Below are 23,843 nucleotides of genomic sequence, written 5' to 3'. Positions count from 1 at the left end.
GTGGCTCTGGATCCCCGCCTGCGCGGGGACGACACCGGGGAGGGTACGGCGCCATGCTCCGGCAGGAGAACGCCCCCGCTTGCGTTTCCTCGCGTTTCCCCCTATATGCGCCCGCATCCCACACGCGGAATCCCCTCATGAGTCCATGAGGAACCCCCGGTGGCCGGAAAGTCCGGTCCACTGTTCCGCGGAGGCTTAACCGGAGAATAGACTATGGCGCTTCCTGAATTTTCGATGCGCAGCCTGCTTGAGGCTGGCGCTCACTTTGGCCACCAGGCCCACCGCTGGAACCCGAAGATGGGTCAATACATCTTTGGCACCCGCAACAACATCCACATCATCGACCTCGCCCAGTCGGTTCCGATGCTGCACCGCGCCCTTCAGGCGGTGAGCGACACCGTGGCCAAGGGCGGCCGCGTGCTGTTCGTCGGCACCAAGCGTCAGGCAGCCGATGCGGTCGCCGATGCGGCCAAGCGCTCGGCGCAGTATTATGTGAATGCTCGTTGGCTCGGCGGCATGCTGACCAATTGGAAGACGATCTCGGGCTCGATCTCGCGTCTGCGCAAGGTCGACGAGATCCTCGCCGGCGGCGGCCAGGGCCTCACGAAGAAAGAGCGCCTCATGCTCGCCCGCGAGAAGGAAAAGCTCGAGCGCGCTCTTGGCGGCATCAAGGACATGGGCGGCACGCCCGACCTGATCTTCGTCATCGACACCAACAAGGAGCAGCTGGCGATTCAGGAGGCCAAGCGCCTCGGAATCCCGGTGGCAGCCATCGTCGACACCAACTGCGATCCGGACGGCATCACCTTCCCGGTTCCGGCCAATGACGACGCCGGTCGCGCGATCGCTCTCTATTGCGATCTGGTTGCCCGTGCTGCCCTCGACGGCATCTCCCGCGGCGCCGGCGACATGGGCATCGACATCGGTGCCTCCGAGAACCCGATGGCTGAAGAGCTTCCGGCCAACGACACGGCTGCTGTCCCCGCCTATGAGGGTGAGCAGTTCGAGCGTCTGGCAGCTCCCCGCGGCGCTCCGGACGACCTGACCAAGCTCAACGGCGTCGGCCCGCAGCTCGAGAAGAAGCTCAACGAAGCCGGCATCTTCCACTATTGGCAGCTCGCTGCCATGCAGCCGGCCGATACCGCTCAGCTCGACAAGGACCTGAAGCTGAACGGCCGTCTCGAGCGCGATGGCTGGATCAACCAGGCCCGCTCGATGATCGAAGCCGCTGCCGCGTAAGCCTTACGGCGCCGCACTGTGCAGCGCCGCTTGAACGAATGACCGAGCCCGGCGTTCCACGAGCGCCGGGCTCCCTCTATGCATAAACCTTGAAAGGAACAGCCATGGCGAACATTACCGCTGCGATGGTGAAAGAGCTGCGCGAAACGACCAGCGCCGGCATGATGGACTGCAAGGCCGCCCTCGCCGAGACCAACGGCGACATGGAGGCCGCGATCGACTGGCTTCGCAAGAAGGGCCTCTCGAAGGCTGCCAAGAAGGCCGGTCGCGTGGCCGCCGAGGGCCTCGTGGCCGTCGAGTCGTCGGGCCACACCGCGACGATCCTTGAGGTGAATTCCGAGACGGACTTCGTCGCCCGCAACGACGGGTTCCAGGCTTTCGTCCGCGAAGCCGCCAAGATCGGCCTCATGGGCACCGGCACCATCGAGTCGCTCGAGGCTGCGCACTTCCCGGGTTCGCAGACGACCGTGAAGGATCGCCTGCAGGAGCTCATCGCCACCATCGGCGAGAACATGACCCTGCGCCGCATCACGAAGCTGGAAGTGTCGAAGGGCGTGATCGCGTCCTACGTGCACAACGCCGTCACCGAAGGCCTCGGCAAGATCGGCGTGCTCGTGGCGCTTGAGTCCGAGGGCGACGTGACCGTTCTCGGTGCGCTCGGCCGTCAGATCGCCATGCACGTGGCCGCCACCAGCCCGCTTGCTCTCGATGCCTCCGGTGTCGATCAGGCGACAGTTGAGCGCGAGAGCGCCATTCTGCGCGACAAGAATGCCGGCAAGCCCGACAATGTCATGCAGAAGATCATCGAGAGCGGCCTGAAGAGCTACTTCAAGGAAGTCACCCTCCTGGAGCAGCCCTTCGTGCACGATCCGTCCAAGACCGTGAGCCAGGTGCTCAAGGAAGCCGAGTCCAAGGCCGGCAAGCCGGTTACCCTGAAGGCCTTCGTCCGCTATGCTCTCGGTGAGGGCATCGAGAAGGAGGAGGCTCCGGACTTCGCGGCGGAAGTCGCCGCCCAAGCGGGGCTGAAGGCCTAAATCGACCCTAAACGAAACGGCGGCTCCTCAGCCGCCGTTTTCATGAGAAGGTTCGAAAAGAAAGGTCTGATGATGGCAACGTTCCGGCGCATCCTGGTGAAGCTCTCAGGCGAGGCCCTCATGGCCCCTGACGGCTACTGGCTCGACCCCCAGATCCTGACCTCTTTGGCGGAGGATCTCGCTCAGGCCACCCGCGCTGGCTTCGAGATCGCCGTGGTCATCGGCGGCGGCAACATCATTCGCGGCGCCCGCATGAGCGCTGCCGGCTGGATCGACCGCCCGACCGCCGATTCCATGGGCATGCTCGGCACGGTCATGAACTCGCTTGCCGTCGAGACGGCCCTGAACGCCGCCGGCGTTCCTGCCCGGACCATGTCGGCTGTTTCCATGCCGACCATCTGCGAGACCTATGCCCGCCAGCCTGCCCTGCATCACCTGGACAAGGGCCAGGTGGTGGTTCTGGCCGGCGGCACCGGCAACCCGTTCTTCACCACCGACACCGCCGCTGTCCTGCGCGCGGCCGAACTGCGCTGCGACGCGGTGCTCAAGGCGACCCAGGTCGATGGCGTCTACTCGGCCGACCCCAAGAAGGACCCGAATGCGGTCCGATTCGACCGCCTGACCCATGACGAGGCGATTGCCAGGGACCTGAAGGTAATGGATACGGCGGCCTTCGCGCTGGCTCGCGAGAGCAAATTGTCGATCATCGTGGGCTCGGTGCATGCTCCCAGCTCCGTGACGGCTCTTCTCCAGGGGAAAGTGCCCTCCACGGTTGTCGCCCCTTGATCCAGGGGTCTTGATGCTGGACCCTGGGGGGCGTAAGCCCGTTTAGATAGTTCGCGTAAGGACAAAACCGATGGCTACGACCTTTGATATCGCCGATGTGAAGCGCCGCATGCAGGGCGCCATCAACGCTTTCAAGAACGACCTGGGCAGCCTCAGGACGGGCCGCGCCTCCCCGAATCTGCTCGACCCGATCCAGATCGATGCCTATGGCGCATCGATGCCGATCTCGCAGGTGGCCACCGTCAACGTGCCGGAACCGCGCCTGCTCAGCGTTCAGGTTTGGGACCGGGGCATGGTCGCGGCCGTGGAAAAGGCGATCCGTGAGTCGGATCTCGGCCTCAATCCCCAGACGGAAGGCCAAGTGATCCGCCTGCGCATCCCTGAGATGAACGAGCAGCGCCGCAAGGAGATGGTGAAGGTCGCGCACAAATATGCCGAAGAGGCGAAAATCGCCGTTCGCCATGTGCGCCGCGACGGCCTCGACCTGCTCAAGAAGCTTGAGAAGGATAGCGCGATCAGCGAGGATGACGGCAAGCGTCATGCCGAGCAGGTGCAGAAGGCGACAGATCAGTTCGTGGCCGAGGTCGATACCATTCTGGTCGCCAAGGAAAAGGAAATCATGCACGTCTGATCCTTAAGGCGTGCATCGGAACAGGACATCATGAGCGGCGAAGCCAAACGGGTGGATCCAGGCTTTGCCTGCAGGGAAGCAGGCGAGGGGATGCCGGCCCACGTTGCCATCATCATGGATGGGAATGGCCGTTGGGCTGCTCAACGGGGCCTGCCCCGCTTCGAGGGGCATCGGCGCGGCGTCGAGGCGATCCGCCGGGCCGTGCGCACGGCGGGAGCCTTAGGGATCCAGTACCTGACCGTCTACAGCTTCTCCGCCGAAAACTGGCGGCGCCCGGCTGAGGAGGTCTCGGACCTCATGGGTCTCCTCAAGCGCTTTGTCAGGCACGATCTGGCGGAGCTTCATGCCAACAACATCCGGGTCAGGATCATCGGCGAGCGGGAGGGGCTGACCTCGGATATCCGCCTGCTCCTTGACGAGGCTGAGCAGCTCACCCGTTCCAATACGGGCCTTACCCTGGTGATTGCCTTCAATTATGGCGGGCGCCAGGAGATCGTGAGTGCCGTACGGGCGCTCGCCCGAAGGGTGAAGGAGGGCAGTCTCGATCCAGTCGATATCGACATGGATTCGGTCGGCGCCGCCCTCGACACCCATGGAATTCCGGATCCGGATCTGGTCATCAGGACCTCCGGCGAGCAGCGGGTCTCGAACTTCCTGACTTGGCAGACCGCCTATTCCGAGTTCGTGTTCCTGCCCTGCTACTGGCCTGATTTCGACGAGGCCGCTTTCAAAGCCGCCATCGATGAGTATTGCAGGCGCGACCGTCGGTTCGGCGGGCTGAGCGCCCGGGCTGTCTGACGATGGTTGCGGACGAAGGCTCCTCGCCGTCTCAGTCAAAGCCGGTCCCATCCAAGGAACTGACCACCAGAGTTCTGTCCGCCCTTGTCATGGTGGCGGCTGCGCTCCTGACGGCCTATTGGGGTGGCTGGCCTTTTGCCCTGTTCTGGCTGGCAGCCGGAATCGCCATCATGGTGGAATGGACCGACATGACCGGGATCGAGCCCCGGCGGCTTGTCCAGGCCATCCTTGGATGCGGTCTTGCAGCCTTGACGCTCCTTTTCCTGCTTGAGGCTGAGCCTTGGCTCTCCGTGGCGGTCGGTCTTGCCTTCCTGGCAGCCGGTGCCTTTGCGGTATCCGGTGCTCAGAAGCGGGTATGGGCTGTTTCCAGCTTCATCTATGCGGTCCCGATCGTCCTCGTCCCTCCCATGGTGCGCGCTCATCCCGATCTTGGGATCCTCGGTCTCCTCTGGATGTTCGCCGTCGTATGGGCCACCGATATCGCGGCCTACTTCACGGGGCGCACCTTCGGAGGACCCAAGCTCTGTCCCCCGATCAGCCCTAAGAAGACTTGGTCGGGATTCATCGGCGGGGTTGTTGCTGCAACGGCAGGAGGGCTCCTGGTGGCCTGGATCGGTCAGCGTTACGGCGCCACCCTGCCTTTGAGTTTCGCCGGCCTTGCCGCCCTGTCCTTCGTGGCGTCCATTGCCAGTCAGGTTGGCGATCTGGGCGAGTCGGCGCTCAAGCGCCATTGCCAGGTCAAGGATTCGAGCCATCTCATCCCAGGCCATGGCGGAGTCATGGATCGGCTCGACGGCTTCTGGGCCGTCTGTGTCATCGTGATCCTTGTTCTGCTGACCCTCGACCCCACCGTATAGGCCTCGATGACCCGTTCCCTCACGATTCTTGGAGCAACCGGCTCGATCGGCCGTTCGACGGCGGACGTGGTTCTGGCTCATCCCGACGCGTTTAGGGTCGAGGCTGTTGTGGGTGGTCGCGATGCCCTGGCCCTGGCGGAGGTTGCCCGCCGCCTCGGAGCAAGCTTCGCAGCCCTTGCCGACGAGCGCGGAGGTGAGGCCTTGCGGCAGGCGCTCTCCGGGACGGGAATCGAGAGCGGAGCAGGGCAGGCTGCCGTTTTGGAGGCCGCCGAGCGCGAGGCCGACATCGTCCTTGCCGCGATCAGCGGAACCGCAGGACTCGCCCCGACCCATGGCGCCCTGAAATCGGCGAAGCGGATTGCCCTAGCCAACAAGGAAAGCCTTGTCTGCGCCGGCGATGCCTTCATGGCTGATGCGCGCCGCCTCAACGTCGAGATCACGCCGGTTGATTCCGAGCACAATGCCCTGGAGCACGCCTTGGCCGCCGGTCTCAACCGTGATGTGGAAAAGGCCGTGATCACCGCCTCAGGCGGTCCATTCCGGACTTGGTCGAGGGAGCAGATTGCGAAGGCCAGCGCTAAGGAAGCCTCGGCTCATCCGGTCTGGTCCATGGGATCGAAGATCAACATCGATTCTGCGACCTTGATGAACAAGGGTCTCGAGTTGATCGAGGCTCATCATCTGTTCGGTCTTGGCGCAGAGCGCCTCGATGTCCTGGTTCACCCGGAAGCCATCGTTCACGGCTTGGTGCAGTGGACCGACGGAGCCGTAACAGCAGGGCTCGCCCTGCCGGACATGAAGGTTCCCATCGCCAATGCACTCCAGGGCGAGGGCCGCCTGGGAATGGAACTGCCTCGTCTCGATCTTGCCGCGATTGGCCGTTTAAGCTTCGAGCGGCCCGACGAGGGGCGTTTTCCGTGCTTGTCCTTGGCAAAAGCCGCGCTGAGGGCCGGAGGGGCGATGCCCACTGTCTTGAATGCCGCCAACGAGATTGCCGTCGAGGCCTATATGGCAGAGGCAATCGGATTTTATGATATTTCCGAGATTGTTGAGAGGGTTTGCTCGACTTTCTCCGGAAGACGAATTTCAACCCTGGCGACCGTCGCGGAGGCCCTGGCTCTAGACCAGGAGGTCCGGGCGACGGCGCGCAGGCTCATTCCAGCCCCCGTTGAAGCGGCGCAGGTTCGCTAGGGCGCGAAAGGAACACAGATGGACTTTCTCTCGATGATCGGCGGTGCGACGGGCTCCCTGTTCCTGACCCTGATCGCTTTTCTCGTCGTGCTCACGGTGGTCGTTTTCATCCATGAGTTCGGCCATTTCTGGGTCGGGCGCCTATGCGGCGTCGGCGTGACGGCCTTCTCCATTGGGTTCGGACCCGAATTGGTTGGCTGGACGGACAAGAAGGGGACGCGGTGGAAGCTCTGCGCCATCCCCCTTGGAGGGTACGTGAAGTTCGTCGGCGATCTTAACGCCGCCAGCGTGCCGGACCAGGGCCAGCTCGATCAGATGCCAGTCGAGCAGCGCGCCATCAGCTTCCCTCACCAGAATGTCGCCAAGCGGGCTGCTATTGTGGCGGCAGGGCCGATTGCGAACTTCATCCTGGCCATCGCGATCTTCGCCGGGTTCAACTACTTTAATGGGCGGGCGGTTCTGGAGCCCCGGATCGAGGCGGTTCAGCCCGGCAGCGCGGCCGAGAAGGCGGGCTTTCAGCCGAAGGACCTGATTCTGACCGTCGATGGCAGGATCATAGAGACCTTTGCCGACATGCAGCTCATCGTGAGTTCAAGCGCAGGTGAGCCGCTCGCGTTTACTGTGGAGCGCAGCGGACAAACGGTTGCCCTTACGGCAACACCGAACTTCGTCGAAAGAACCAGCCCTTTCGGCAAGCAGCGGATCGGTCTGCTGGGCGTTGAGGTCTCGCGGGATCCTTCGGCGATCAAGCGCTTGACCTATTCTCCCTGGGGAGCCCTGAAAGCTGCGGTGGTCGAGACCTGGAATCTCGTCGAGCGCACCCTCAACTTCATCCGCCGCCTGGTGATGGGGGTGGAATCGGCCGATCAGCTCTCGGGCCCCATCGGAATCGCCCGGGCGTCCGGAACCGCCTTCGACATCGGCGGGGTCTACAGCCTTGTCAGCCTGATCGGCTTCATGTCGGTTTCCATCGGCCTCATTAACCTTTTCCCCATTCCCCTGCTGGATGGCGGCCACCTGATGTTCTATGCCATTGAGGCCGTGCGCGGTCGTCCTCTGAGCGAAAAAGCCCAGGAAATCGGCTTCAGAATCGGGTTTGCCCTGGTGGCGATGCTCATGCTTTTCGCCACTTGGAATGATCTTGTTCACCTTGGCACCAGTTTTATGAGCCCGGGATCGTGACAAGGACGCCACGCAGGATAAAAATCGCTACTCTGTTGTGGACGCGCCGTTTGCAATAGCGGCGAAAGTTTGTACAAGCGCTTCACATGGATAAGGTTGGGGGCACACGTCTCCAGCCTGCGGGGACACCCTCGCTAGGGATATAAAGACAAAGAACGGGCCAGTTGATGATGTCGACGACCACGCCTCGCCGGAAGAAGCCGGCCACCACCGCCGTTATCGCAATCAGCGCGCTGATGGCCGGAATTACTGCCGCGGAGAGCGCCTTCGCTCAGCAGGTGGCCCCAAGGAGTCGCCGTGCTTCGGCCTCACAGGGTCCCATCGTCAACCGCGTGGTGATCGAGGGGAACAAGAAGATCGAGAGCGCGGCGTTCCAGGATCAACTCCAGGCCCGTGCCCGTGCTCCCTACAACCAGGCCGCTGTGGACGCCGACGTCAGCCGTATCCTTGAAGTTTACCAGCAGTCCGGCCGGGGTCTCGCCCAGGTTACACCGCGAGTGGTCGACCTCCCCAACGGCACTGTGGACGTGGTCTACACGGTCGTCGAGGGTGACAAGACCGGCGTGAAGGAAATCCGGTTCGTCGGCAACAACCAGGTTTCGTCGAGCCGCCTGCGCGGCGTCATGCTGACGACCGAAACAAATCTCCTGAGCTTCCTCAAGAGCACCGACGTCTATGATCCGGCTCGCATCGCCAATGATCTGGAGCTGATCCGTCGCTATTACCTGAAGAATGGCTATGCGGACTTCCGCATCATCTCCAGCGATGTTTCGTTCGATGCCAATGGTGGCGGCTACGTCATCACCATCGCGGTCGAAGAGGGCGAGCAGTACCGGGTCGGCAGCGTGAGCGTCGATCCCCGTCTTCCCGGGGTTGATCCCGAGGCGCTGCGCAGGGGCATTTCGACCTCGGAGGGCTCGGTCTACAACGCCGAGGCCGTCGAGAAGTCGGTACAGAACCTCACCGCCAACGTTGCCCGTCAGGGCAATCCGTTTGCCCTCGCGCGCCCTGTGGGTGCCCGCGATCCTTCGACCCGCACGATCAATCTGACCTATGTGGTCGAGGAAGCGCCGCGGATCTACATCGAGCGCATCAACGTGCGCGGCAACAGCCGCACCCGCGACTACGTCATTCGCCGCGAATTCGAACTTGGTGAGGGCGATGCCTACAACCAGGTGCTGATCGACCGCGCCGAGCGTCGTCTGAACAACCTCGGCTACTTCAAGCAGGTTCGTGTCTCCAACGAGCCCGGCTCCTCGGCCGACCGTGTGGTCGTGAACGTGGATGTGGAAGATCAGTCCACCGGCGCCTTCTCGATCTCGGGCGGCTACTCGACGGCCGACGGCTTCATCGGTGAAGTCTCCGTGACCGAGACCAACTTCCTGGGTCGCGGCCAGTTCGTGCGCCTTGCCGGGCAGCTCGGCCAGCGCGCCCACGGTGTCGACTTCTCCTTCACCGAGCCGTATTTCCTGGGCTATCGGATGTCGGCCGGTATCGACCTGTACTCGAAGTTCAGCGACCAGACCCGGTACTCCCGCTACGAAAACCGCATGACCGGCGGTACGCTGCGCTTGGGCCTTCCGTTCACGGAAGAGTTCACGATCACGGCCCGTTACTCGCTGTATCAGCAGGAAGTGACGATCCCGAACGACGCGGACCAGCCGTACAACGACTGCTCGTTCCCAATCCCAGGCGTCACGACTCCTTTCAACTGTGAAACGAACGGTGAGGCGTCTCTCGCAATCAAGGATGCACAGGGTGAGACGATCACCTCCCTGGCGGGTCTGACCTTCAACTACAATACACTCGACAGCACCCGTAACCCCCGCAATGGCTTCTATGGCGAGGTCAAGACGGACTTTGCCGGTCTTGGTGGTGACTCCCACTACTTCCGCGTGACGGCTGATGCTCGCTACTACCGTGAGTTCTTTGAAGACGTAATCGGTATCGCCCGCGTTCAGGGCGGTCACATCATGGGCTTCGGCGACAATGGCGGAGAAGGTGGTGATCTGCGCATCATCGACCAATTCTTCATGGGCCCATCCCTCGTGCGCGGTTTCGCGCCGAACGGCATCGGTCCGCGTGACATCTCGACCGCTGACAGCAAGGCAAATGCCCTGGGCGGCACCACTTACTTCGGTGGCTCGCTCGAAGTGCAGTTCCCAATTCCCGTTCTGCCGCGTGAGTTGGGCTTGAGAGGTGCTGTCTTCGCTGATGCGGGTACGCTTTTCGGTTATGACGGTCCGGTCACGTTCGACGGTGAGTCTATTGACGTGTTCGACAGCAGCAAGCTGCGCTCGTCGGTTGGCGCCTCGATCCTGTGGACCTCGCCGCTTGGCCCGATCCGCTTCGACTATGCGTTCGCACTCACCAAGGAAGAGGGTGAACTCCTTGAGGACGGCACTCGCGTTGGCGGCGACCGCACCCAGGCCTTCCGGTTCACGGGTGGTACGCGCTTCTAATCGGGGAGGGCGCCAAACGGCGCCCTCACTTATTCTTCATGGCTGAATCAAACTTCTTCCCGCAAAGCCAGACGTTGAATCTGCGTCAGGTGGCGGAGATGGCCCATGTAGCGCTCCCCGACGGCACCGACGGGGAGTTTTTGCTTCGTGGGGTTGCTCCCCTTGAGAGCGCGGGTCCTGGCGATCTCGCCTATATGGACAATCCCGCCTACGTCAGTGCCCTGACGACGACCAAAGCCGCGGCCTGTCTGGTGACGCCGCGCTATGCCTCCAAGGTGCCTTCCGGCACGGTCACTCTGGTCACTCCCCAGGCCTATCGGGTTTTCGCTCAGGTTCTGGCCGTTCTGTTTCCGTCCGCCATGCGGCCGGAATCTGCCTTTGCTGCGACTGGGATCTCTCCCGGCTCCTTCGTCCATCCCTCTGCGAGGCTGGAGCATGGTGTGCGCGTCGATCCTGGTGCGGTTGTCGGGCCGCATGCGGAAATCGGTGCCGGCACCCTCATCGGTGCCCATTCGGTGATCGGCCCCAACGTCAAGATCGGACGGGACTGTTCCATTGCCGCCAATGTAACCGTTACCCACGCGTATCTCGGGAACCGGGTCATCCTCCATCCTGGCGTCAGGATTGGCCAGGATGGGTTCGGCTTTGCCATGGGACCGCAGGGCCACCTGAAGGTGCCGCAGGTCGGACGCGTCATCATCCAGGACGATGTGGAGATCGGGGCGAATACGACAATCGACCGGGGCGCGAGCCGCGATACGGTGATCGGCGAGGGCACCAAGATCGATAACCTGGTTCAGATCGCCCATAACGTTGTGATCGGCCGCCACTGCGTAATCGTGGCCCAGGTTGGTATTGCCGGCTCCACCACGATCGAGGATTACGTGGCGATCGGCGGCCAAGTGGCCGTGAAGGGCCATGTCAGGATCGGCATGGGCGCCCAGATCGCGGCCACCAGCGGCGTCAACGGCGATGTTCCGGCGGGTGCCCGCTGGGGCGGCATTCCGGCGCGGCCCATGCGGGAGTGGTTCCGCGAGATCACGGCGCTGAAAAAGCTTGCATCCGGGGGCGATTCCGCCAAAGACGACGATGCGTCTTCATAACATTTGCTGAAGACATTCCCTACCGTTCGGAGTTCCCGTCATGTCAGAAGCGCCCACCACGCTTCAAACCGCCGATATCATGGAGATCCTGGAGCTTCTGCCGCACCGGTATCCCTTTCTCCTGGTCGACAAGATCATCGAGATCGACGGCGACAATTCGTGCATCGGCATCAAGAACGTCACCTTCAATGAGCCACAATTCACGGGCCATTTCCCCTCGCGTCCGATCTTCCCGGGCGTCTTTCTGATCGAGGCGATGGCTCAGACGGCGGGAGCCATCTGCGTGAAGGCCAAGATGGCCCAGATGGCCAAGCCGAAGCAGGTGTTTTTCATGACGATCGACAAGGTGAAGTTCCGCAAGCCGGTGGAGCCGGGCGACCGGGTCGAGTTCCACATGCGCAAGCTGAACAACCGGCGCAACATGTGGTGGTACAAGGGCGAGGCGAAGGTAGACGGTGTTCTCGTCTGCGAGGCCGAAGTTAGCGCCATGCTGGTGAACGACTGATGGAAACGGTGATTCATCCGACTGCTGTCGTCGAAGACGGGGCCAAGATCGCTCCGGGTGTGAAGATCGGCCCCTTCTGCACCGTAGGCCCTGAGGTAGAGCTCGGCGAGGGCTGCCAGCTCATCAGCCATGTTGCCCTGGCAGGGCGCACCACCATCGGCCCCCGGACTCGGATCTTTCCGTTCGCCTCCATCGGCCATATTCCGCAGGATCTGAAGTACAAGGGCGAAGCCTCGACCCTCGAGATCGGCGCCGACTGCATGATCCGCGAAGGCGTGACCATGAATCCCGGCACCGAGGGCGGCGGCCTTCGCACGGTGATCGGCGATCGCTGCGCCTGCCTGGCCGGCTCCCATGTGGGTCACGACACGAAGGTTGGAAACGACTGCATCCTGTCCAACAACGTCATGCTGGCTGGCCACGTCACAGTCGGCAATTTCGTGATCTTCGGCGGTGCAGCCGCGGTGATCCAGTTCGCCCGCGTCGGATCCCACGCTTTCGTGGGAGGCATGTCGGGCCTGGAGAACGACCTGATCCCCTATGGCATGGCCATGGGCAACCGGGCGCACCTCGCCGGCCTCAACATCATCGGCCTGCGCCGCCGCGGCTTCACCCGCGAGCAGATCCACGAGATCCGACGCGCCTACCGGCTTCTCTTCGCGGATGAAGGCACGCTGTCCGAGCGCGTCGAGGACGTGGCGGGCGAGTTCGAAAGCCACCCCTTCGTGCATGAAATCCTGGACTTCATCCGTGCCGGTGGCGACAGGGCGATCTGCACGCCGCGGGATCCCGTCAGCACAGCCGGATGATGCCCCAAGGCCCCATCGCAATTCTCGCCGGGGCCGGGCAGCTTCCCATCCAGCTCTTGGGTCATCTGGAGCGGACGGGGCAGGACGTCCGGATTCTGGCCTTTCGCGGCTTTGCGGAGGCCGAGCTGCAACGCCGCGCCCACGCCAGAGTCGATCTTCTCGATCTCAAGACGATCATGAGCACGCTCGAGGGCTGGCGGCCACAGGCCGTCTCCCTCGTTGGGGCCGTTCGCCGTCCCGGGTTTTCAGCCCTGCTGAGCGCTTATTCCCTGCTTCGCAATATGCACGAGGTGAGGGAGGTGATTGCCCGCGGGGATGATCAGGTACTGCGCGGTGCCGTGATGCTCCTGGAGGAGCGGGGACACCGGGTCATCGGCGCCCATGAGCTTGCCCCCGATCTTGTCGCATCCCGTACGCTCACAGGTGCGCAGCAGCCGGGAGCCGACGATCATGAGGCCATTGCCTTCGGGCTGGAGCTTCTCGCCTCCCTGTCAGATTTCGATATCGGCCAGGGAGCTGTCGTCGACCGCAGGCATGTTCTGGCTATCGAGGGGCCCGAAGGCACCGACCGCATGATCCGCCGGGTAAGAGGCCTTCGTCAGTCTTGGTTCGGCCTTCGCCGCCGCGAGGAAGGCGGAGTGCTGATCAAGGCTGCCAAGCGCGGTCAGGACCTGCGGGTCGATATGCCGACCATCGGCCCGAGAACCGTGGTCGAGGCTGCCAAGGCGGGCCTCGCCGGCATCGCCATTGGAGCGGGTTCCACCTTCGTGCTGGAGCAGGAGGAAACGCTCCGCACGGCCGACCGCCTCGGCCTCTTCCTCATTGCCGTCGATCTGCCTTGGATGGAGAAGCCTCTTGGCTGAAGTCAAGCCGCTGACGGTCTGGATCGTGTCGGGCGAGGAATCGGGCGACCAGCTTGGGGCTAAGCTGATGCGCTCCCTGAAGGCGCGGCTTGGAGCAGAGCGTTTGCGCTTCGGCGGCGTCGGCGGTCACGCCATGAGGCAAGAGGGACTGAACTCTCTCTTCCCTCTGGAGGAGATTGCCGTCATGGGCTTCTCCGCCGTGATCGCTCGGCTGCCTGCCATTCTGAAGCGCATTCGAATGACGGTCGATGCGGTGGTGGCGGCAAAGCCCGACATGCTGGTGATCATCGACAGTCCGGATTTTACACACCGTGTCGCCAAAGCCGTGCGCCAGCGTGCCTCGGACATCCCCATTGTCGATTACGTAAGCCCCTCCGTCTGGGCGTGGCGTCCGGGGCGCGCTGTGAAAATGCGCGCCTATGTCGATCACCTTTTGGCCTTGCTGCCTTTCGAGCCTGAGGCGCATCGACGCCTCGGCGGCCCGCCGACCACCTATGTCGGTCACCCGCTCATCGAGCGTCTGGACGAGATCAGGCCTGCACCCGGCGAGAGGCAGCGCGTCGAGGGTCAGCCGATCAACCTGCTCGTCCTGCCCGGCAGCCGCCGCTCGGAGGTGAGCCGGCTGATGGAGCCGTTCGGCGCCGCCCTGGCGCTTCTCAAGGAGCGCTCGACGCGTCCTTTCGAGGTGACGATCCCGGCGGTTTCCCATGTGGCGGACGAGATCAGAACGCGGGCAGAGAACTGGAGCGTGAAGCCTCGGATCGTAGAGGGCGAGACGGCTAAATGGGCTGCTTTCCGACAGGCCGATGCCGCGCTCGCCGCTTCCGGGACCGTCACCCTGGAACTGGGACTCTCGGGTGTTCCCATGGTGGTGGCCTACCGGGTCTCAAAAATCGAGGAAGTGCTGAAGTACCTGATCAAGGCGCCTTCCATCGTGCTCACGAACCTGGTGCTCGGCGAGAACGTCATCCCGGAACTGATCCAATGGGACTGCACGCCGGAGAAGCTGGCCGAGGCACTCCTGCCGCTCCTCAGCGACACCCCGGAGCGTCAACGGCAGATCGACGCCTTCGGCAAGCTCGACACTCTCATGAAGATTGGGGACGAGGTCCCGAGCGAACGGGCGGCACGTATCGTGGAAGAGGTGTTGTCCGCTCGCATCTGAGCTGCCCCTTGCCAACTGACATAAAAAAAGGGGCCTTTCGGCCCCTTTTCTGTTCATTGTCTCGGACGCTCTTACCCGCGCTGGGCGACCGTCACGTAGTCGCGCTCCGGCGAGCCCGTGTAGAGCTGGCGCGGACGGCCGATGCGCTGGGACGGGTCTTCGATCATCTCGCTCCATTGGGCGATCCAGCCGACCGTGCGGGCCAGCGCGAACAGCACCGTGAACATGGAGGTCGGGAAGCCCATCGCCTTGAGGGTGATGCCCGAATAGAAATCGATGTTCGGGTAGAGCTTCTTCTCGACGAAGTACTCGTCCTTGAGGGCGATCTGCTCGAGCTCCACGGCCACGTCGAGGAGCGGATCGTCCTTGATGCCGAGCTCGTTGAGCACCTCGTGGGTGGTCTTCTGCATGATGCGTGCGCGCGGGTCGTAGTTCTTGTAGACCCGGTGGCCGAAGCCCATGAGGCGGAACGGATCGTTCTTGTCCTTCGCCTTGGCGATGTATTCCGGAATACGATCAGGCGTGCCGATCTCCTCCAGCATCTTCAGGGCCGCTTCGTTCGCGCCGCCGTGGGCGGGTCCCCACAGGCAGGCGATGCCGGCCGCGATGCAGGCGAACGGGTTTGCACCCGACGAGCCGGCAAGGCGTACGGTCGAAGTCGAGGCGTTCTGCTCGTGATCGGCGTGCAGGATGAAGATCCGGTCCAGGGCCCGCGAGAGCACCGGGTTGACTTTGTACTCTTCGGCCGGGACCGCGAAGCACATCTTCAGGAAGTTGGACGTGTAATCCAGATCGTTCTGCGGATACACGAACGGCTGGCCGATGGAGTACTTGTAGGCCATGGCGGCGAGCGTCGGCATCTTGGCGATCATGCGCATGGACGCGATCATGCGCTGGTGGGGATCCGAGATGTCCGTGGAGTCGTGATAGAAGGCCGAGAGGGCACCGACGCAGGCGACCATGATCGCCATCGGGTGCGCATCGCGCCGGAAGCCGGTGAAGAACCGGTTCATCTGGTCGTGCACCATGGTGTGGCGCGTGACACGATAGTCGAAGTCGGCCTTCTGGGCAGCGGTCGGCAGCTCTCCATAGAGAAGCAGATAGCAGGTCTCGAGGAAGTCACCGTGCTCGGCCAGCTGGTCGATCGGGTAGCCGCGATAGAGCAGGATGCCCTTGTCGCCGTCGATGTAGGTGATCTTGGACTCGGTGGCCGCCGTGGAGGTGAAGCCGGGGTCGTAGGTGAACATCCCGGTCTGGCCATAAAGCTTGGAGATGTCGACGACGCTCGGGCCGATGGTGCCTTCTTTTACCGGCAGCTCCACGGACTTGTCGCCGACTGTGACTGTGCTGGTGCTGGAACTCATGCGTCATGGCCCTTTCGAAAGGAGGCCGGGCAGAACCTAGAGCGACCGCGGGTGCGGGGTAGGCCCTCAGGGCTGCCAAACCAGGGTTTGCCGGTCGGTTTATGGCGCCTTCGGTAGCTTATCCATAGGAAGGGGGCAAGCACGTCTAAAGGCGAGATTTGCCCGCTATGCAGCGGGCGCATTCTTGGTCTGGTCGCGCAGCCGCAACAGGGTTTCGTCCTTGCCGAGAACCGCCATGACATCGAACAACCCTGGCGATGTGGCCCGGCCGGTCAGCGCCGCCCGAAGAGGCTGCGCCACCTGCCCGAGCTTCGCTCCGAGAGCCTCCGCATGCTCGCGCACGACAGCCTCGACGCTCTCGGCCGACCAGTCGGAAACAGCCTCGAGTTTTTCAGCGATACCCTCAAGGCGAGCCCGCCCGTCCGCAATCAGGGTAGCGGCTTTTTCATCCAGACGAAGCGGTCGCTGGGCATAAAGGTAGTAGGCGCTGTCGAGCAACTCCACGAGGTTCTTGGCACGCTCCTTCAAACCCGGCATGGCGGCGATCATCTTATCGCGCAGGCTGGGGGAGAAGGTCGCGCCAATCCCGCGTTCAGCCCCAAGCTCCGGCAAGATCTCCTCGATAGACTTCACCAGGTTCTCGTCCCCCGTCTGGCGCATATAGTGCCCGTTGAGGTTTTCCAGCTTGGCGAAGTCAAAACGGGATGGGGAGCGCCCGATGTTCTTGAGATCGAAGGCGTCAACCATCTCCTGGGTAGAGAAGATCTCCTGGTCGCCATGGCTCCAGCCGAGGCGTACGAGATAGTTGCGCATGGCCTCTGGCAGATAGCCCATGCTGCGATAGGCTTCGACGCCAAGGGCACCATGGCGCTTGGACAGTTTGGCACCGTCAGGGCCGAGGATCATTGGAACGTGGGCCATCTTGGGCACGTCCCAACCCAGCGCCTGATAGATCTGCGTCTGGCGCGCCGCATTGGTGAGATGATCGTCGCCCCGGATGACGTGCGTGACGTCCATATCGTGATCGTCCACCACGACGGCGAGCATGTAGGTGGGCGTGCCGTCCGAGCGCAGGAGCACGAGATCGTCCAGATCCTTGTTCTGCCACACCACGCGGCCCTGAACCTCATCCTCGACCACCGTCTCGCCCTCAATGGGTGCCTTCAGGCGGATGACCGGCTTCACGTCCTTGGGGGCCTCAGAGGGATCCCGATCGCGCCAGCGACCGTCATAGCGCAGGGGCCGGCCCTCCTTGCGGGCGGTCTCGCGCATCTCCTCCAGTTCCTGCTGGGAGGCATAGCAGTAATAGGCGCGGCCCTGGGCCAGCAGGCTCTCGGCCACGTCCTTGTGACGGGCGGCGCGGGAGAACTGGTAGACCACGTCACCGTCCCAATCGAGGCCCAGCCACTTCAGGCCGTCCAGGATCGCCGCGATGGCTGCGTCCGTCGAGCGCTCCCGGTCCGTGTCCTCAATGCGCAGCAGCATCTTGCCCCCGCGCCGCTTGGCATAGAGCCAGTTGAACAGGGCCGTGCGTCCCCCTCCGATATGAAGGAAGCCGGTGGGAGAGGGGGCGAAGCGGGTGACGACGGTCATCGCGGGGAACCTTGACTGAAGAAACTTGAATGGTGCGGCCGTGCTGCCGCAGCCTTCCGACTCAATCCACAGGGCGGCTTGGGGCGGAGCGTGCGGTCGTCTAGCATGCAACCGAACCCGCGTTAAGCCGAAGGCGTGATGGAAGACAACCGAGGAAAGACCAGTCGGATCCCGCGCAGCTCAGCGCGTGTCATGGCTGTGCCCCGGTCATGGAACGACAGCATCCAGTGGAAGCTCCTCGACGGGCGTAGCTGGCTGGCGAATGCCATCACCTGCGAGATCGAGCAACGCCGGCTCTTTCCTTGGATTCCCGTGTGTTTCGGCATCGGCATTCTCCTGTTCTTCCAGGCCGATGGCACGCCAGCCCTTTGGGCGCCCTTGGGAGCTTTTGCCGTCTGTGGTGCGGCAGGCATCGCCCTGCGCCGCAACATGACGGCGCTGATCGCCGTGATCGCCCTCTCGGCCGTGTTCGCGGGCTTTTCGGCTGGTGTTATCCGCACCCGGAATGTCCAGGCGCCGGCTCTTACACGCATCACCATCACGACCATTGCAGGATTCGTCGAGGCGGTGGAGGACCGAGAGGAGGGGCAGAGGCTTCTCATTCGGATTGTACAGATGAAGGACGTCACGGAGGCTGAGCGTCCGCGTCTCGTGCGCGTCTCCGTGCGTGCCGGAGCAGGGCTGACGGCCGGGCAGTTCGTCACCGGCACCGCCCGCCTGCTGCCGCCACCGGAGGCAGCCTGGCCCGGCGGCTACGACTTCGCCCGCGATGCCTATTACAAAGGGATCGGCGCCGTCGGCTCCATGGTTGGACAGGCGAGGCGGGTCGATCCGCCGCGACTTCCGGATTGGTCACTGCAGCTGGCAGCTCAAGTGGACGAAGCCCGCAACGCGCTCACACATCGCATCGCAACGTCCATCGGCGGCGCGGCCGGTGGTGTCGGGGCAGCCCTGGTGACCGGCAAGCGGGGACTCATTCCCGAGACGACGAACGACATTCTGCGTGGAGCCGGAATCTATCACATCGTACTATGTTTGCCGATTTCACCAACAATTGGATGAGATAGGGGAGCAGTGACAGGACTCACAATTTTAGAGTGTGGCATTTCACAATCCGGCAAACTTTCTAACAATTGTTATTTCATTGCGACATCGTGCGGGTATGAAGAAGCAGAAAGCGACACGAGCCTTCCTCTGTCTCGGTTGGCAGATGAAATGATGCGTCGGTCCCTCTGAACGGGTCAGTTACGTCATGGCTCCAACTTCACCCTTACGGATAGAGGTGACGTTTGCTGGCCACCGTTTCAAAATTGGATCTATTCAAAGCGAAGGAATTTCGCTCCGACGATTTGTGCGACAAAATTATCTAAGCCATCCATTCCTCGTTGGAGATGCCACAAAACGTTGGAGGCGCTTTCTGCTTGAAGTGCCGCTCGCAACTGCTCCGCCAATCTGCTTGCGCCTTCAATCATGATCGGAAGTGGTTCCAAATCCAAAGCTTCCAGAGAGCCTAAGCCCCTCTGCTGCGAGGCAGTGAAAACTGACTTCGCATCTGCTGAGACAGACTTTGTACTAACAATCATTGAAACGCGGGGTTTAATCAGCAGCCTTCGATGGTTGAATGCGTGAGCATGATTGTAGCTGAACTCCGCATCTTTCAATTCAAAGATCCAAGGTAAACCATCCACCCACGCGATGAGGTCGATCTCGTCAGCCCCAAATCTCACGTTCCAAACTATGAATTCTTTGGGAATACCAAGCTCAAGGAGATGGTGTGTCACCAATATGTTCATCCATAAACTTGAGTTTACCAGCCTCTTAAATCGTTCTGTCAGAGCGTATGCGGAGTATACCCTTTCGTCCTTATAGTGCTTGCCACAGATGCTGCACCTAATTTTAAGTTGATTGAGATCGCTGATGTTGCCGCCAAAAGTTCCGAGGCGCTGGTTCTGCGCTTTGCATTCAATAACTACCTCCCGTGCTATAAAGGCATTCGAGAGTAAGAATGCAGCAAGGTCAGTCTCAGCCTGCAAAGAGGATATCTCTGAGGTAAATTGTGCGTCGTTCATCTGACGGAGTTGTGCGAAACGGTGCGCGAAGTCCCTCAAGGGTGGGTTCGCCATTAGTACGGCGAATTCGCGGTCTGGATCATCAAACTCAGGCTCTTCGAATTCTGCCGTCTCTTTCAGACCTCTTACAAAGTTGATAAATTCGCCTCGTGCCTTCTTGATGAAGGGACGATCCGCATGATCGTAAGTCATGGGGAAAAGTGTTCCCCCCAACTCACTAAATTGATTTGCGATCTCGCACAGGAGCCGATCACAAGTATCGATGCTTTGTGCCAATACGGAGACATTTATGGCATGACCGCCATCTCCCGCCGTTCCGCCTGATAATATCCCGCCTAAAGCGCCTGTCCTTGTGCGGCGTCGGACAAGCTCACAGATCGCAAAGCCATCGGGGAAGATAAAGATCTCACTGGCGACCCTCTCTACAGGGTCGTAGGGACTCGCCTCGCGAGGCTTCAACTGGCGAAACGTTTGGTCCGTGCTGAGCGCGCTGCTCAACCGATCACCGATCACTTCGGTAAGAGCGGTCCAGCCTTTCTTTGTTGCATCCCGTACAAACGCTCCAAACTGCTCACTCCGAAGCAACGAATGGGAATGACGCAAAACACGCATCTGGAGAAACCTTGGTTGTTGGGACGCTAACCGGAAGCGACTGTGCCCAGATCCATTGTGTTCGCAAGATGCTTTGAATGGGTTTACCCAGACAGTACAGAACTTACGAGACATTTCCCGCATGCCTCATGCGTCTTATTAGGGTAAGCTTGACAATTTCGAGACATATCATTACTGTTCTCTAAGAACCATACGAGACAGTTGGAGCGCGAATGGCTGTAATCGGCTATGCGAGAGTAAGTTCGGACGATCAAAGCCTCGAAGTGCAACTCGCAAAGCTGGAAGAAGCCGGAGCCGAACGGATTTTCGCAGAGAAGCGGAGTGGTACGACCCTTGATGGACGCTCCGAATTTCAGGCTCTCATGCAGTTTGTTCGTGACGGCGACGAGGTGATCTGCACCCGCATCGACCGCTGTGCCCGGTCGGTAGCAGATTTCCAACGGATTATCAGCGAGTGGAAATCAAAGGGTGTTCGGTTCCGCGCCATTGATCAGGCCGGGGTCGTTCTCGACGGCACCCCCACCTCCGACCTCTTCCTCAACTTGTTAATGGCATTCTCCGAATTTGAGACCCGCCTTCGTCGTGAGCGCCAGCTTGACGGCATTGCGGCGAAAAAGGCTGCTGACCGGGCAAAACCTAAGCACGAGCGAACCTATCAGGGACGGCCTGCGACCATCGACGCAAACGAAGTTCGGCGTCTGCACGAGGTCGAGCAGCTTGGAGCCACTGAGATCGCAAAGCGCCTCAAGATTGGAAGAGCGTCCGTCTACCGTATCCTGAGTGAGGGTGTAACGAGCCTCAATCTTTCTGCACCGCAGTGACATTGACGTAGTTCGAGCAGCCTATGCTTGAGGCACATACGGCTTTCCAATTATCCTGTTCTCCCGTCGTTTCGCTTTGACCCAAGCCGCTCGTAGCTTGGAAATGAGCATTTCTCTTTCTCCAAAGATCTCGGCATTTCGAACTCTAATCAAAGTGATGTCGAAACGCTCGCAATCGCGATCCTTCTCTGCGTCCCGCACCTTCTGAGCTTCTAGCTGGTGTACGCTGCCGTCCACTTCGATGGCCAAGCGGATCTCTGGAAAGAAGAAGTCAACGATCCACTTGCCACTGATAGGGTGCTGAACTTTGAAGCTCCCTCGCAGAACGCCCCCGTTTAGATCATTTAGAATCCGGTGTAGATGCCGCTCAGCAGATGTCGGATTGCGCCTGTTTGTGCGTGCAAAGCGTCTGATCGTGCTCTCATTATATCCGAGCGTACTCCAACCTGCCTCTCCAACGACACCCGGAAGGACAATCCCGCTAAAGGTGCTAGGTCGTGGGTTTTGCCGTTGTCGTTTTCTCTTTCGCATGACGCTTCAGTTCCGAACTAACATCCTTGAAGAGGATCATAGTCTGGCTTAGTCTTCAACAGAATTTATCCCTAGATAGCTTATGTTCCTCTTCTCATTCTGGGGGACAGCACACGAGAAAGTTATGAGGGTAGGTAAAACTGAACTTTGGCTTGCTGTTTGGCTCGCCACATCTCCGGCTGCCTTAGCTCAAGCAGTCCCGAAGGTTGGAACTTGCCCCTCTGGCTATCACAGCAGCGGCGGAGCCTGCGTGTCATATTCTCAGAATCCTAGACCAGCCTTGCCAAAGGTCGGCTCCTGTCCGAGCGGCTATCACACATCAGGCGACTACTGCCTTGGGTACAAGGATGCCCGACACGCGATCCCAAAGACAGGCTCCTGCCCAAGCGGATATCATGCGAGTGGAGCCTACTGCCTGTCACACCGATCATTGTAATATTATAAGTATAAATCAAGGCAACGAATAAGCCGTATGTGACACCGCAATTCTCAGACACGTCTCTGCTAAAGTGATCCTTGCTTGGACCCGGTACGACCGAGGGCGGCAATAAAGGAGGCAATCGAGGCCGCCCTATTGACACTTCGTGCTCGAAAATCCTCAATATGTCCGTGACTTCGTTGTTATTCGGAGGTGGAATTGGGCTGCAATGCTTGGAACCACCGAATAGATTGTACTTGCGGTTGGGGAGGCGATACTGGAGGTGGCGGTAGAGGCTGGCAGCCCCCAACTCCAACAGTACGATCTTGGTCTCGACAGACAGCGACATTACAGAGTTATGTAAACCCGAACGCGAGATGCCCTGTTTGTGGAGCGGTCGTCTTCTTTTATCGTTCGCCATACGATGGGCGTGTCTTCTTCGATCAGCTTGGTCCGCCTTGGCCAAAGCATCCCTGCACTGACAACTCACAATATTATAATTATCAGCCCCGACCTCTTGGAATAGTAGCACAACAGATCAGCACACCCATTTGGGCCAAGGACGGATGGGAGCCGTTGAAACTTCAATCTGTGAAGATTGACGACACGCTGACCGTCCTCAATGGAACACGACTTAACTCAGGATATCCAATTCGACTTGGTGTTGAAGGGTCGCTTAAGATTGATGACACTGCACCTATATATATCCGCGAATCTGTTGTCGGAGTTTATGAGATCGCCTTCTTGAAGGTGGCTCTCCCACAAGGTGGGCAAACAGGCATCAAACCTAGCACAGCAATCGGGTACACCGATTGCGGAAGCGCCAACGCTCTTGACTCTTGGAAGCGTGCAATTGACGGCGATCCTGAACATCAAAATTTGGTCGGTATGCGTCTATCCTTCCACCACAACACAGAGAAGAATAAAGATCTCTTCCCAGACAAGTTAGGACTTAATTGGCGCGCTGCGAAGTTTTGGTTCGAGCGAGCAGCCGAACAGGGTCTTTGGGCAGCAAACAATAATCTCGGAGTGATTTACCTAAATGGCTATGGTGTCCCAAAGAACCCGCAGAGAGCTTTTGAGTACCTAATGAAAGCATCTGGAGAATTAAGTCCGATCACAATAGGACACTTAGAACGTTGCTTCCGCGACGGTGAGGGCTGCAATCCAGATCCAGAAATGGCTGAATTTTTGGCGGAGCTTCGTGCCCTCCGCGAAGAGGAGGAGCGAGTAATGGAGGAACGGGAGACAGAGGCTGAGGAGAAGCATAGGGTAGAGCCCGAAGGGGAAGATGCGTAGTGTTGAGCCTTGTTAAGGAGTGTTGAGCCTTGTTAAGGACACCCTGCTGCTAACCTCCTTAGTTTGAGAAGCCGCGCACTCGCCAGATTTCATCGAACACCGCTTCAGCCTCCTTGAAGCGGCGCTCTGCTTCCAACTTCCGGTGAACCGGGTGGAGATCTGGGTGCAACCGACGCCTAAACTCCTTGCGCGCCGCATCGATTACGAACCTTGGTGCCGCCGTGTCCAACCCAACCCGCCGAAACACGCGATGGCCCTTGCTCTCCCTTCCTTGGTGCTCCTTGGCTTCCTGTAGCTCCTGCTCCAAACGCGCGATCTGTTCCTGCGCGGCGATCAGGACATTCCGCAGAGTTCCGGCCTCAGCCCCCGCGCTTTGGCATACGGAACGGAGACGGACGAGTTCGCGTCGATCCGACAGCATCAGCGGAATTGCCCAGACGACTGAGATCCACAGGACCCCCACGGCGAGCACGGGCCACTTCACGATCATTAGGAGGCTTCCAAGGATGAT

General features: G+C 60.7%; 22 protein-coding genes. 17 read left to right on the top strand and 5 right to left on the bottom strand.

Annotation, left to right across the window (positions count from 1 at the left end):
• Positions 1 to 213 precede the first annotated feature (213 nt).
• From JKL45_RS05820 to lpxB, 14 genes are all read left to right on the top strand, one after another.
• Positions 214 to 1,239 (top strand): 30S ribosomal protein S2, encoded by a 1,026-nt coding sequence (locus tag JKL45_RS05820; protein WP_201860174.1) that lies wholly within the window; start codon positions 214 to 216, stop codon positions 1,237 to 1,239.
• Between the two features lie 104 nt (positions 1,240 to 1,343).
• On the top strand, positions 1,344 to 2,273 hold the full coding sequence (tsf, locus tag JKL45_RS05815; RefSeq protein WP_201860173.1) for a translation elongation factor Ts: 930 nt from the start codon (positions 1,344 to 1,346) through the stop codon (positions 2,271 to 2,273).
• A 72-nt stretch (positions 2,274 to 2,345) separates the two neighbouring features.
• Positions 2,346 to 3,059 carry a UMP kinase gene (pyrH, locus tag JKL45_RS05810; RefSeq protein WP_376771008.1) on the top strand — a complete coding sequence of 238 codons (714 nt, stop codon included), beginning with the start codon at positions 2,346 to 2,348 and terminating at the stop codon, positions 3,057 to 3,059.
• Positions 3,060 to 3,129: 70 nt separating this feature from the next.
• Positions 3,130 to 3,690, top strand: coding sequence for a ribosome recycling factor (gene frr, locus JKL45_RS05805; protein WP_201860171.1), 561 nt, complete (start codon positions 3,130 to 3,132; stop codon positions 3,688 to 3,690).
• A gap of 30 nt (positions 3,691 to 3,720) precedes the next feature.
• Complete coding sequence (locus JKL45_RS05800) at positions 3,721 to 4,488, top strand: isoprenyl transferase (protein WP_201860170.1); 768 nt, start codon at positions 3,721 to 3,723, stop codon at positions 4,486 to 4,488.
• A 2-nt stretch (positions 4,489 to 4,490) separates the two neighbouring features.
• Positions 4,491 to 5,345: a phosphatidate cytidylyltransferase gene (locus JKL45_RS05795; protein ID WP_201860169.1), complete on the top strand. Its 855-nt coding sequence runs from the start codon at positions 4,491 to 4,493 to the stop codon at positions 5,343 to 5,345.
• 6 nt (positions 5,346 to 5,351) lie between these two features.
• A complete protein-coding gene (dxr, locus tag JKL45_RS05790; protein WP_201860168.1) occupies positions 5,352 to 6,536 on the top strand; it encodes a 1-deoxy-D-xylulose-5-phosphate reductoisomerase in 1,185 nt (394 codons plus the stop codon).
• Between the two features lie 18 nt (positions 6,537 to 6,554).
• On the top strand, positions 6,555 to 7,718 hold the full coding sequence (gene rseP / locus JKL45_RS05785) for an RIP metalloprotease RseP (RefSeq protein WP_201860167.1): 1,164 nt from the start codon (positions 6,555 to 6,557) through the stop codon (positions 7,716 to 7,718).
• Between the two features lie 167 nt (positions 7,719 to 7,885).
• Complete coding sequence (bamA, locus tag JKL45_RS05780) at positions 7,886 to 10,180, top strand: outer membrane protein assembly factor BamA (protein WP_201860166.1); 2,295 nt, start codon at positions 7,886 to 7,888, stop codon at positions 10,178 to 10,180.
• 38 nt (positions 10,181 to 10,218) lie between these two features.
• Positions 10,219 to 11,283 carry a UDP-3-O-(3-hydroxymyristoyl)glucosamine N-acyltransferase gene (gene lpxD / locus JKL45_RS05775; protein WP_201860165.1) on the top strand — a complete coding sequence of 355 codons (1,065 nt, stop codon included), beginning with the start codon at positions 10,219 to 10,221 and terminating at the stop codon, positions 11,281 to 11,283.
• 40 nt (positions 11,284 to 11,323) lie between these two features.
• Positions 11,324 to 11,788 carry a 3-hydroxyacyl-ACP dehydratase FabZ gene (gene fabZ / locus JKL45_RS05770; protein ID WP_036353784.1) on the top strand — a complete coding sequence of 155 codons (465 nt, stop codon included), beginning with the start codon at positions 11,324 to 11,326 and terminating at the stop codon, positions 11,786 to 11,788.
• Positions 11,785 to 12,597, top strand: coding sequence for an acyl-ACP--UDP-N-acetylglucosamine O-acyltransferase (lpxA, locus tag JKL45_RS05765; RefSeq protein ID WP_376771007.1), 813 nt, complete (start codon positions 11,785 to 11,787; stop codon positions 12,595 to 12,597). Before fabZ ends, lpxA begins: the two co-directional genes overlap by 4 nt.
• The gene (locus JKL45_RS05760; RefSeq protein ID WP_246498331.1) at positions 12,594 to 13,460 is read left to right on the top strand and encodes an LpxI family protein; all 867 of its coding nucleotides are present in this window, start codon (positions 12,594 to 12,596) and stop codon (positions 13,458 to 13,460) included. The genes lpxA and JKL45_RS05760 overlap by 4 nt, the downstream gene beginning before the upstream one ends.
• On the top strand, positions 13,453 to 14,625 hold the full coding sequence (gene lpxB / locus JKL45_RS05755; RefSeq protein WP_201860163.1) for a lipid-A-disaccharide synthase: 1,173 nt from the start codon (positions 13,453 to 13,455) through the stop codon (positions 14,623 to 14,625). The genes JKL45_RS05760 and lpxB overlap by 8 nt, the downstream gene beginning before the upstream one ends.
• 71 nt (positions 14,626 to 14,696) lie before the next feature.
• Here lpxB and gltA read toward each other — a convergent pair whose 3' ends face one another.
• Both gltA and gltX read right to left on the bottom strand, forming a co-directional pair.
• The gene (gene gltA, locus JKL45_RS05750; RefSeq protein WP_201860162.1) at positions 14,697 to 15,989 is read right to left on the bottom strand and encodes a citrate synthase; all 1,293 of its coding nucleotides are present in this window, start codon (positions 15,987 to 15,989) and stop codon (positions 14,697 to 14,699) included.
• Between the two features lie 165 nt (positions 15,990 to 16,154).
• Positions 16,155 to 17,582: a glutamate--tRNA ligase gene (gltX, locus tag JKL45_RS05745; RefSeq protein WP_201860161.1), complete on the bottom strand. Its 1,428-nt coding sequence runs from the start codon at positions 17,580 to 17,582 to the stop codon at positions 16,155 to 16,157.
• A 192-nt stretch (positions 17,583 to 17,774) separates the two neighbouring features.
• Here gltX and JKL45_RS05740 point away from each other — a divergent pair, with 192 nt between their 5' ends.
• Positions 17,775 to 18,644, top strand: coding sequence for a DUF4131 domain-containing protein (locus JKL45_RS05740; protein ID WP_246498330.1), 870 nt, complete (start codon positions 17,775 to 17,777; stop codon positions 18,642 to 18,644).
• 254 nt (positions 18,645 to 18,898) lie between these two features.
• On the opposite strand, the gene JKL45_RS05735 is transcribed toward JKL45_RS05740, so the two are convergent.
• Positions 18,899 to 20,263 (bottom strand): hypothetical protein, encoded by a 1,365-nt coding sequence (locus tag JKL45_RS05735; protein WP_201860159.1) that lies wholly within the window; start codon positions 20,261 to 20,263, stop codon positions 18,899 to 18,901.
• Positions 20,264 to 20,475: 212 nt separating this feature from the next.
• Here JKL45_RS05735 and JKL45_RS05730 point away from each other — a divergent pair, with 212 nt between their 5' ends.
• A complete protein-coding gene (locus JKL45_RS05730; protein WP_201860158.1) occupies positions 20,476 to 21,084 on the top strand; it encodes a recombinase family protein in 609 nt (202 codons plus the stop codon).
• A gap of 21 nt (positions 21,085 to 21,105) precedes the next feature.
• Here the strand turns inward: JKL45_RS05730 and JKL45_RS05725 are convergent, their stop codons facing one another.
• Positions 21,106 to 21,615, bottom strand: a complete 510-nt coding sequence (locus JKL45_RS05725; RefSeq protein WP_201860157.1) for an endonuclease domain-containing protein — start codon at positions 21,613 to 21,615, stop codon at positions 21,106 to 21,108.
• 994 nt (positions 21,616 to 22,609) lie between these two features.
• Here JKL45_RS05725 and JKL45_RS05720 point away from each other — a divergent pair.
• Positions 22,610 to 23,332, top strand: coding sequence for a tetratricopeptide repeat protein (locus tag JKL45_RS05720; protein WP_201860156.1), 723 nt, complete (start codon positions 22,610 to 22,612; stop codon positions 23,330 to 23,332).
• Between the two features lie 58 nt (positions 23,333 to 23,390).
• On the opposite strand, the gene JKL45_RS05715 is transcribed toward JKL45_RS05720, so the two are convergent.
• Positions 23,391 to 23,822 (bottom strand): hypothetical protein, encoded by a 432-nt coding sequence (locus tag JKL45_RS05715; protein WP_201860155.1) that lies wholly within the window; start codon positions 23,820 to 23,822, stop codon positions 23,391 to 23,393.
• Positions 23,823 to 23,843: the final 21 nt, after the last annotated feature.

The organism is Microvirga soli (assembly GCF_016734765.1).
GTDB classification, from domain to species: Bacteria; Pseudomonadota; Alphaproteobacteria; order Rhizobiales; family Beijerinckiaceae; genus Microvirga; species Microvirga soli.
This window is presented reverse-complemented; position numbering and strand designations above follow the sequence as displayed.

What these genes read in the sequence shown, in the direction of transcription:
- frr (WP_201860171.1), top strand. Translation starts at nt 3,130, where the DNA reads ATGGCTACGACCTTTGATATCGCCGATGTGAAGCGCCGCATGCAGGGC.
- JKL45_RS05760 (WP_246498331.1), top strand. Translation starts at nt 12,594, where the DNA reads ATGATGCCCCAAGGCCCCATCGCAATTCTCGCCGGGGCCGGGCAGCTT.
- JKL45_RS05730 (WP_201860158.1), top strand. Translation starts at nt 20,476, where the DNA reads ATGGCTGTAATCGGCTATGCGAGAGTAAGTTCGGACGATCAAAGCCTC.
- fabZ (WP_036353784.1), top strand. Translation starts at nt 11,324, where the DNA reads ATGTCAGAAGCGCCCACCACGCTTCAAACCGCCGATATCATGGAGATC.
- JKL45_RS05735 (WP_201860159.1), bottom strand. Translation starts at nt 20,263, where the DNA reads ATGCGTGTTTTGCGTCATTCCCATTCGTTGCTTCGGAGTGAGCAGTTT.
- dxr (WP_201860168.1), top strand. Translation starts at nt 5,352, where the DNA reads ATGACCCGTTCCCTCACGATTCTTGGAGCAACCGGCTCGATCGGCCGT.
- gltA (WP_201860162.1), bottom strand. Translation starts at nt 15,989, where the DNA reads ATGAGTTCCAGCACCAGCACAGTCACAGTCGGCGACAAGTCCGTGGAG.
- JKL45_RS05740 (WP_246498330.1), top strand. Translation starts at nt 17,775, where the DNA reads ATGGCTGTGCCCCGGTCATGGAACGACAGCATCCAGTGGAAGCTCCTC.
- rseP (WP_201860167.1), top strand. Translation starts at nt 6,555, where the DNA reads ATGGACTTTCTCTCGATGATCGGCGGTGCGACGGGCTCCCTGTTCCTG.
- lpxD (WP_201860165.1), top strand. Translation starts at nt 10,219, where the DNA reads ATGGCTGAATCAAACTTCTTCCCGCAAAGCCAGACGTTGAATCTGCGT.
- JKL45_RS05715 (WP_201860155.1), bottom strand. Translation starts at nt 23,822, where the DNA reads ATGATCGTGAAGTGGCCCGTGCTCGCCGTGGGGGTCCTGTGGATCTCA.
- bamA (WP_201860166.1), top strand. Translation starts at nt 7,886, where the DNA reads ATGATGTCGACGACCACGCCTCGCCGGAAGAAGCCGGCCACCACCGCC.
- JKL45_RS05725 (WP_201860157.1), bottom strand. Translation starts at nt 21,615, where the DNA reads ATGCGAAAGAGAAAACGACAACGGCAAAACCCACGACCTAGCACCTTT.
- gltX (WP_201860161.1), bottom strand. Translation starts at nt 17,582, where the DNA reads ATGACCGTCGTCACCCGCTTCGCCCCCTCTCCCACCGGCTTCCTTCAT.
- JKL45_RS05795 (WP_201860169.1), top strand. Translation starts at nt 4,491, where the DNA reads ATGGTTGCGGACGAAGGCTCCTCGCCGTCTCAGTCAAAGCCGGTCCCA.
- tsf (WP_201860173.1), top strand. Translation starts at nt 1,344, where the DNA reads ATGGCGAACATTACCGCTGCGATGGTGAAAGAGCTGCGCGAAACGACC.
- JKL45_RS05800 (WP_201860170.1), top strand. Translation starts at nt 3,721, where the DNA reads ATGAGCGGCGAAGCCAAACGGGTGGATCCAGGCTTTGCCTGCAGGGAA.
- JKL45_RS05820 (WP_201860174.1), top strand. Translation starts at nt 214, where the DNA reads ATGGCGCTTCCTGAATTTTCGATGCGCAGCCTGCTTGAGGCTGGCGCT.
- pyrH (WP_376771008.1), top strand. Translation starts at nt 2,346, where the DNA reads ATGGCAACGTTCCGGCGCATCCTGGTGAAGCTCTCAGGCGAGGCCCTC.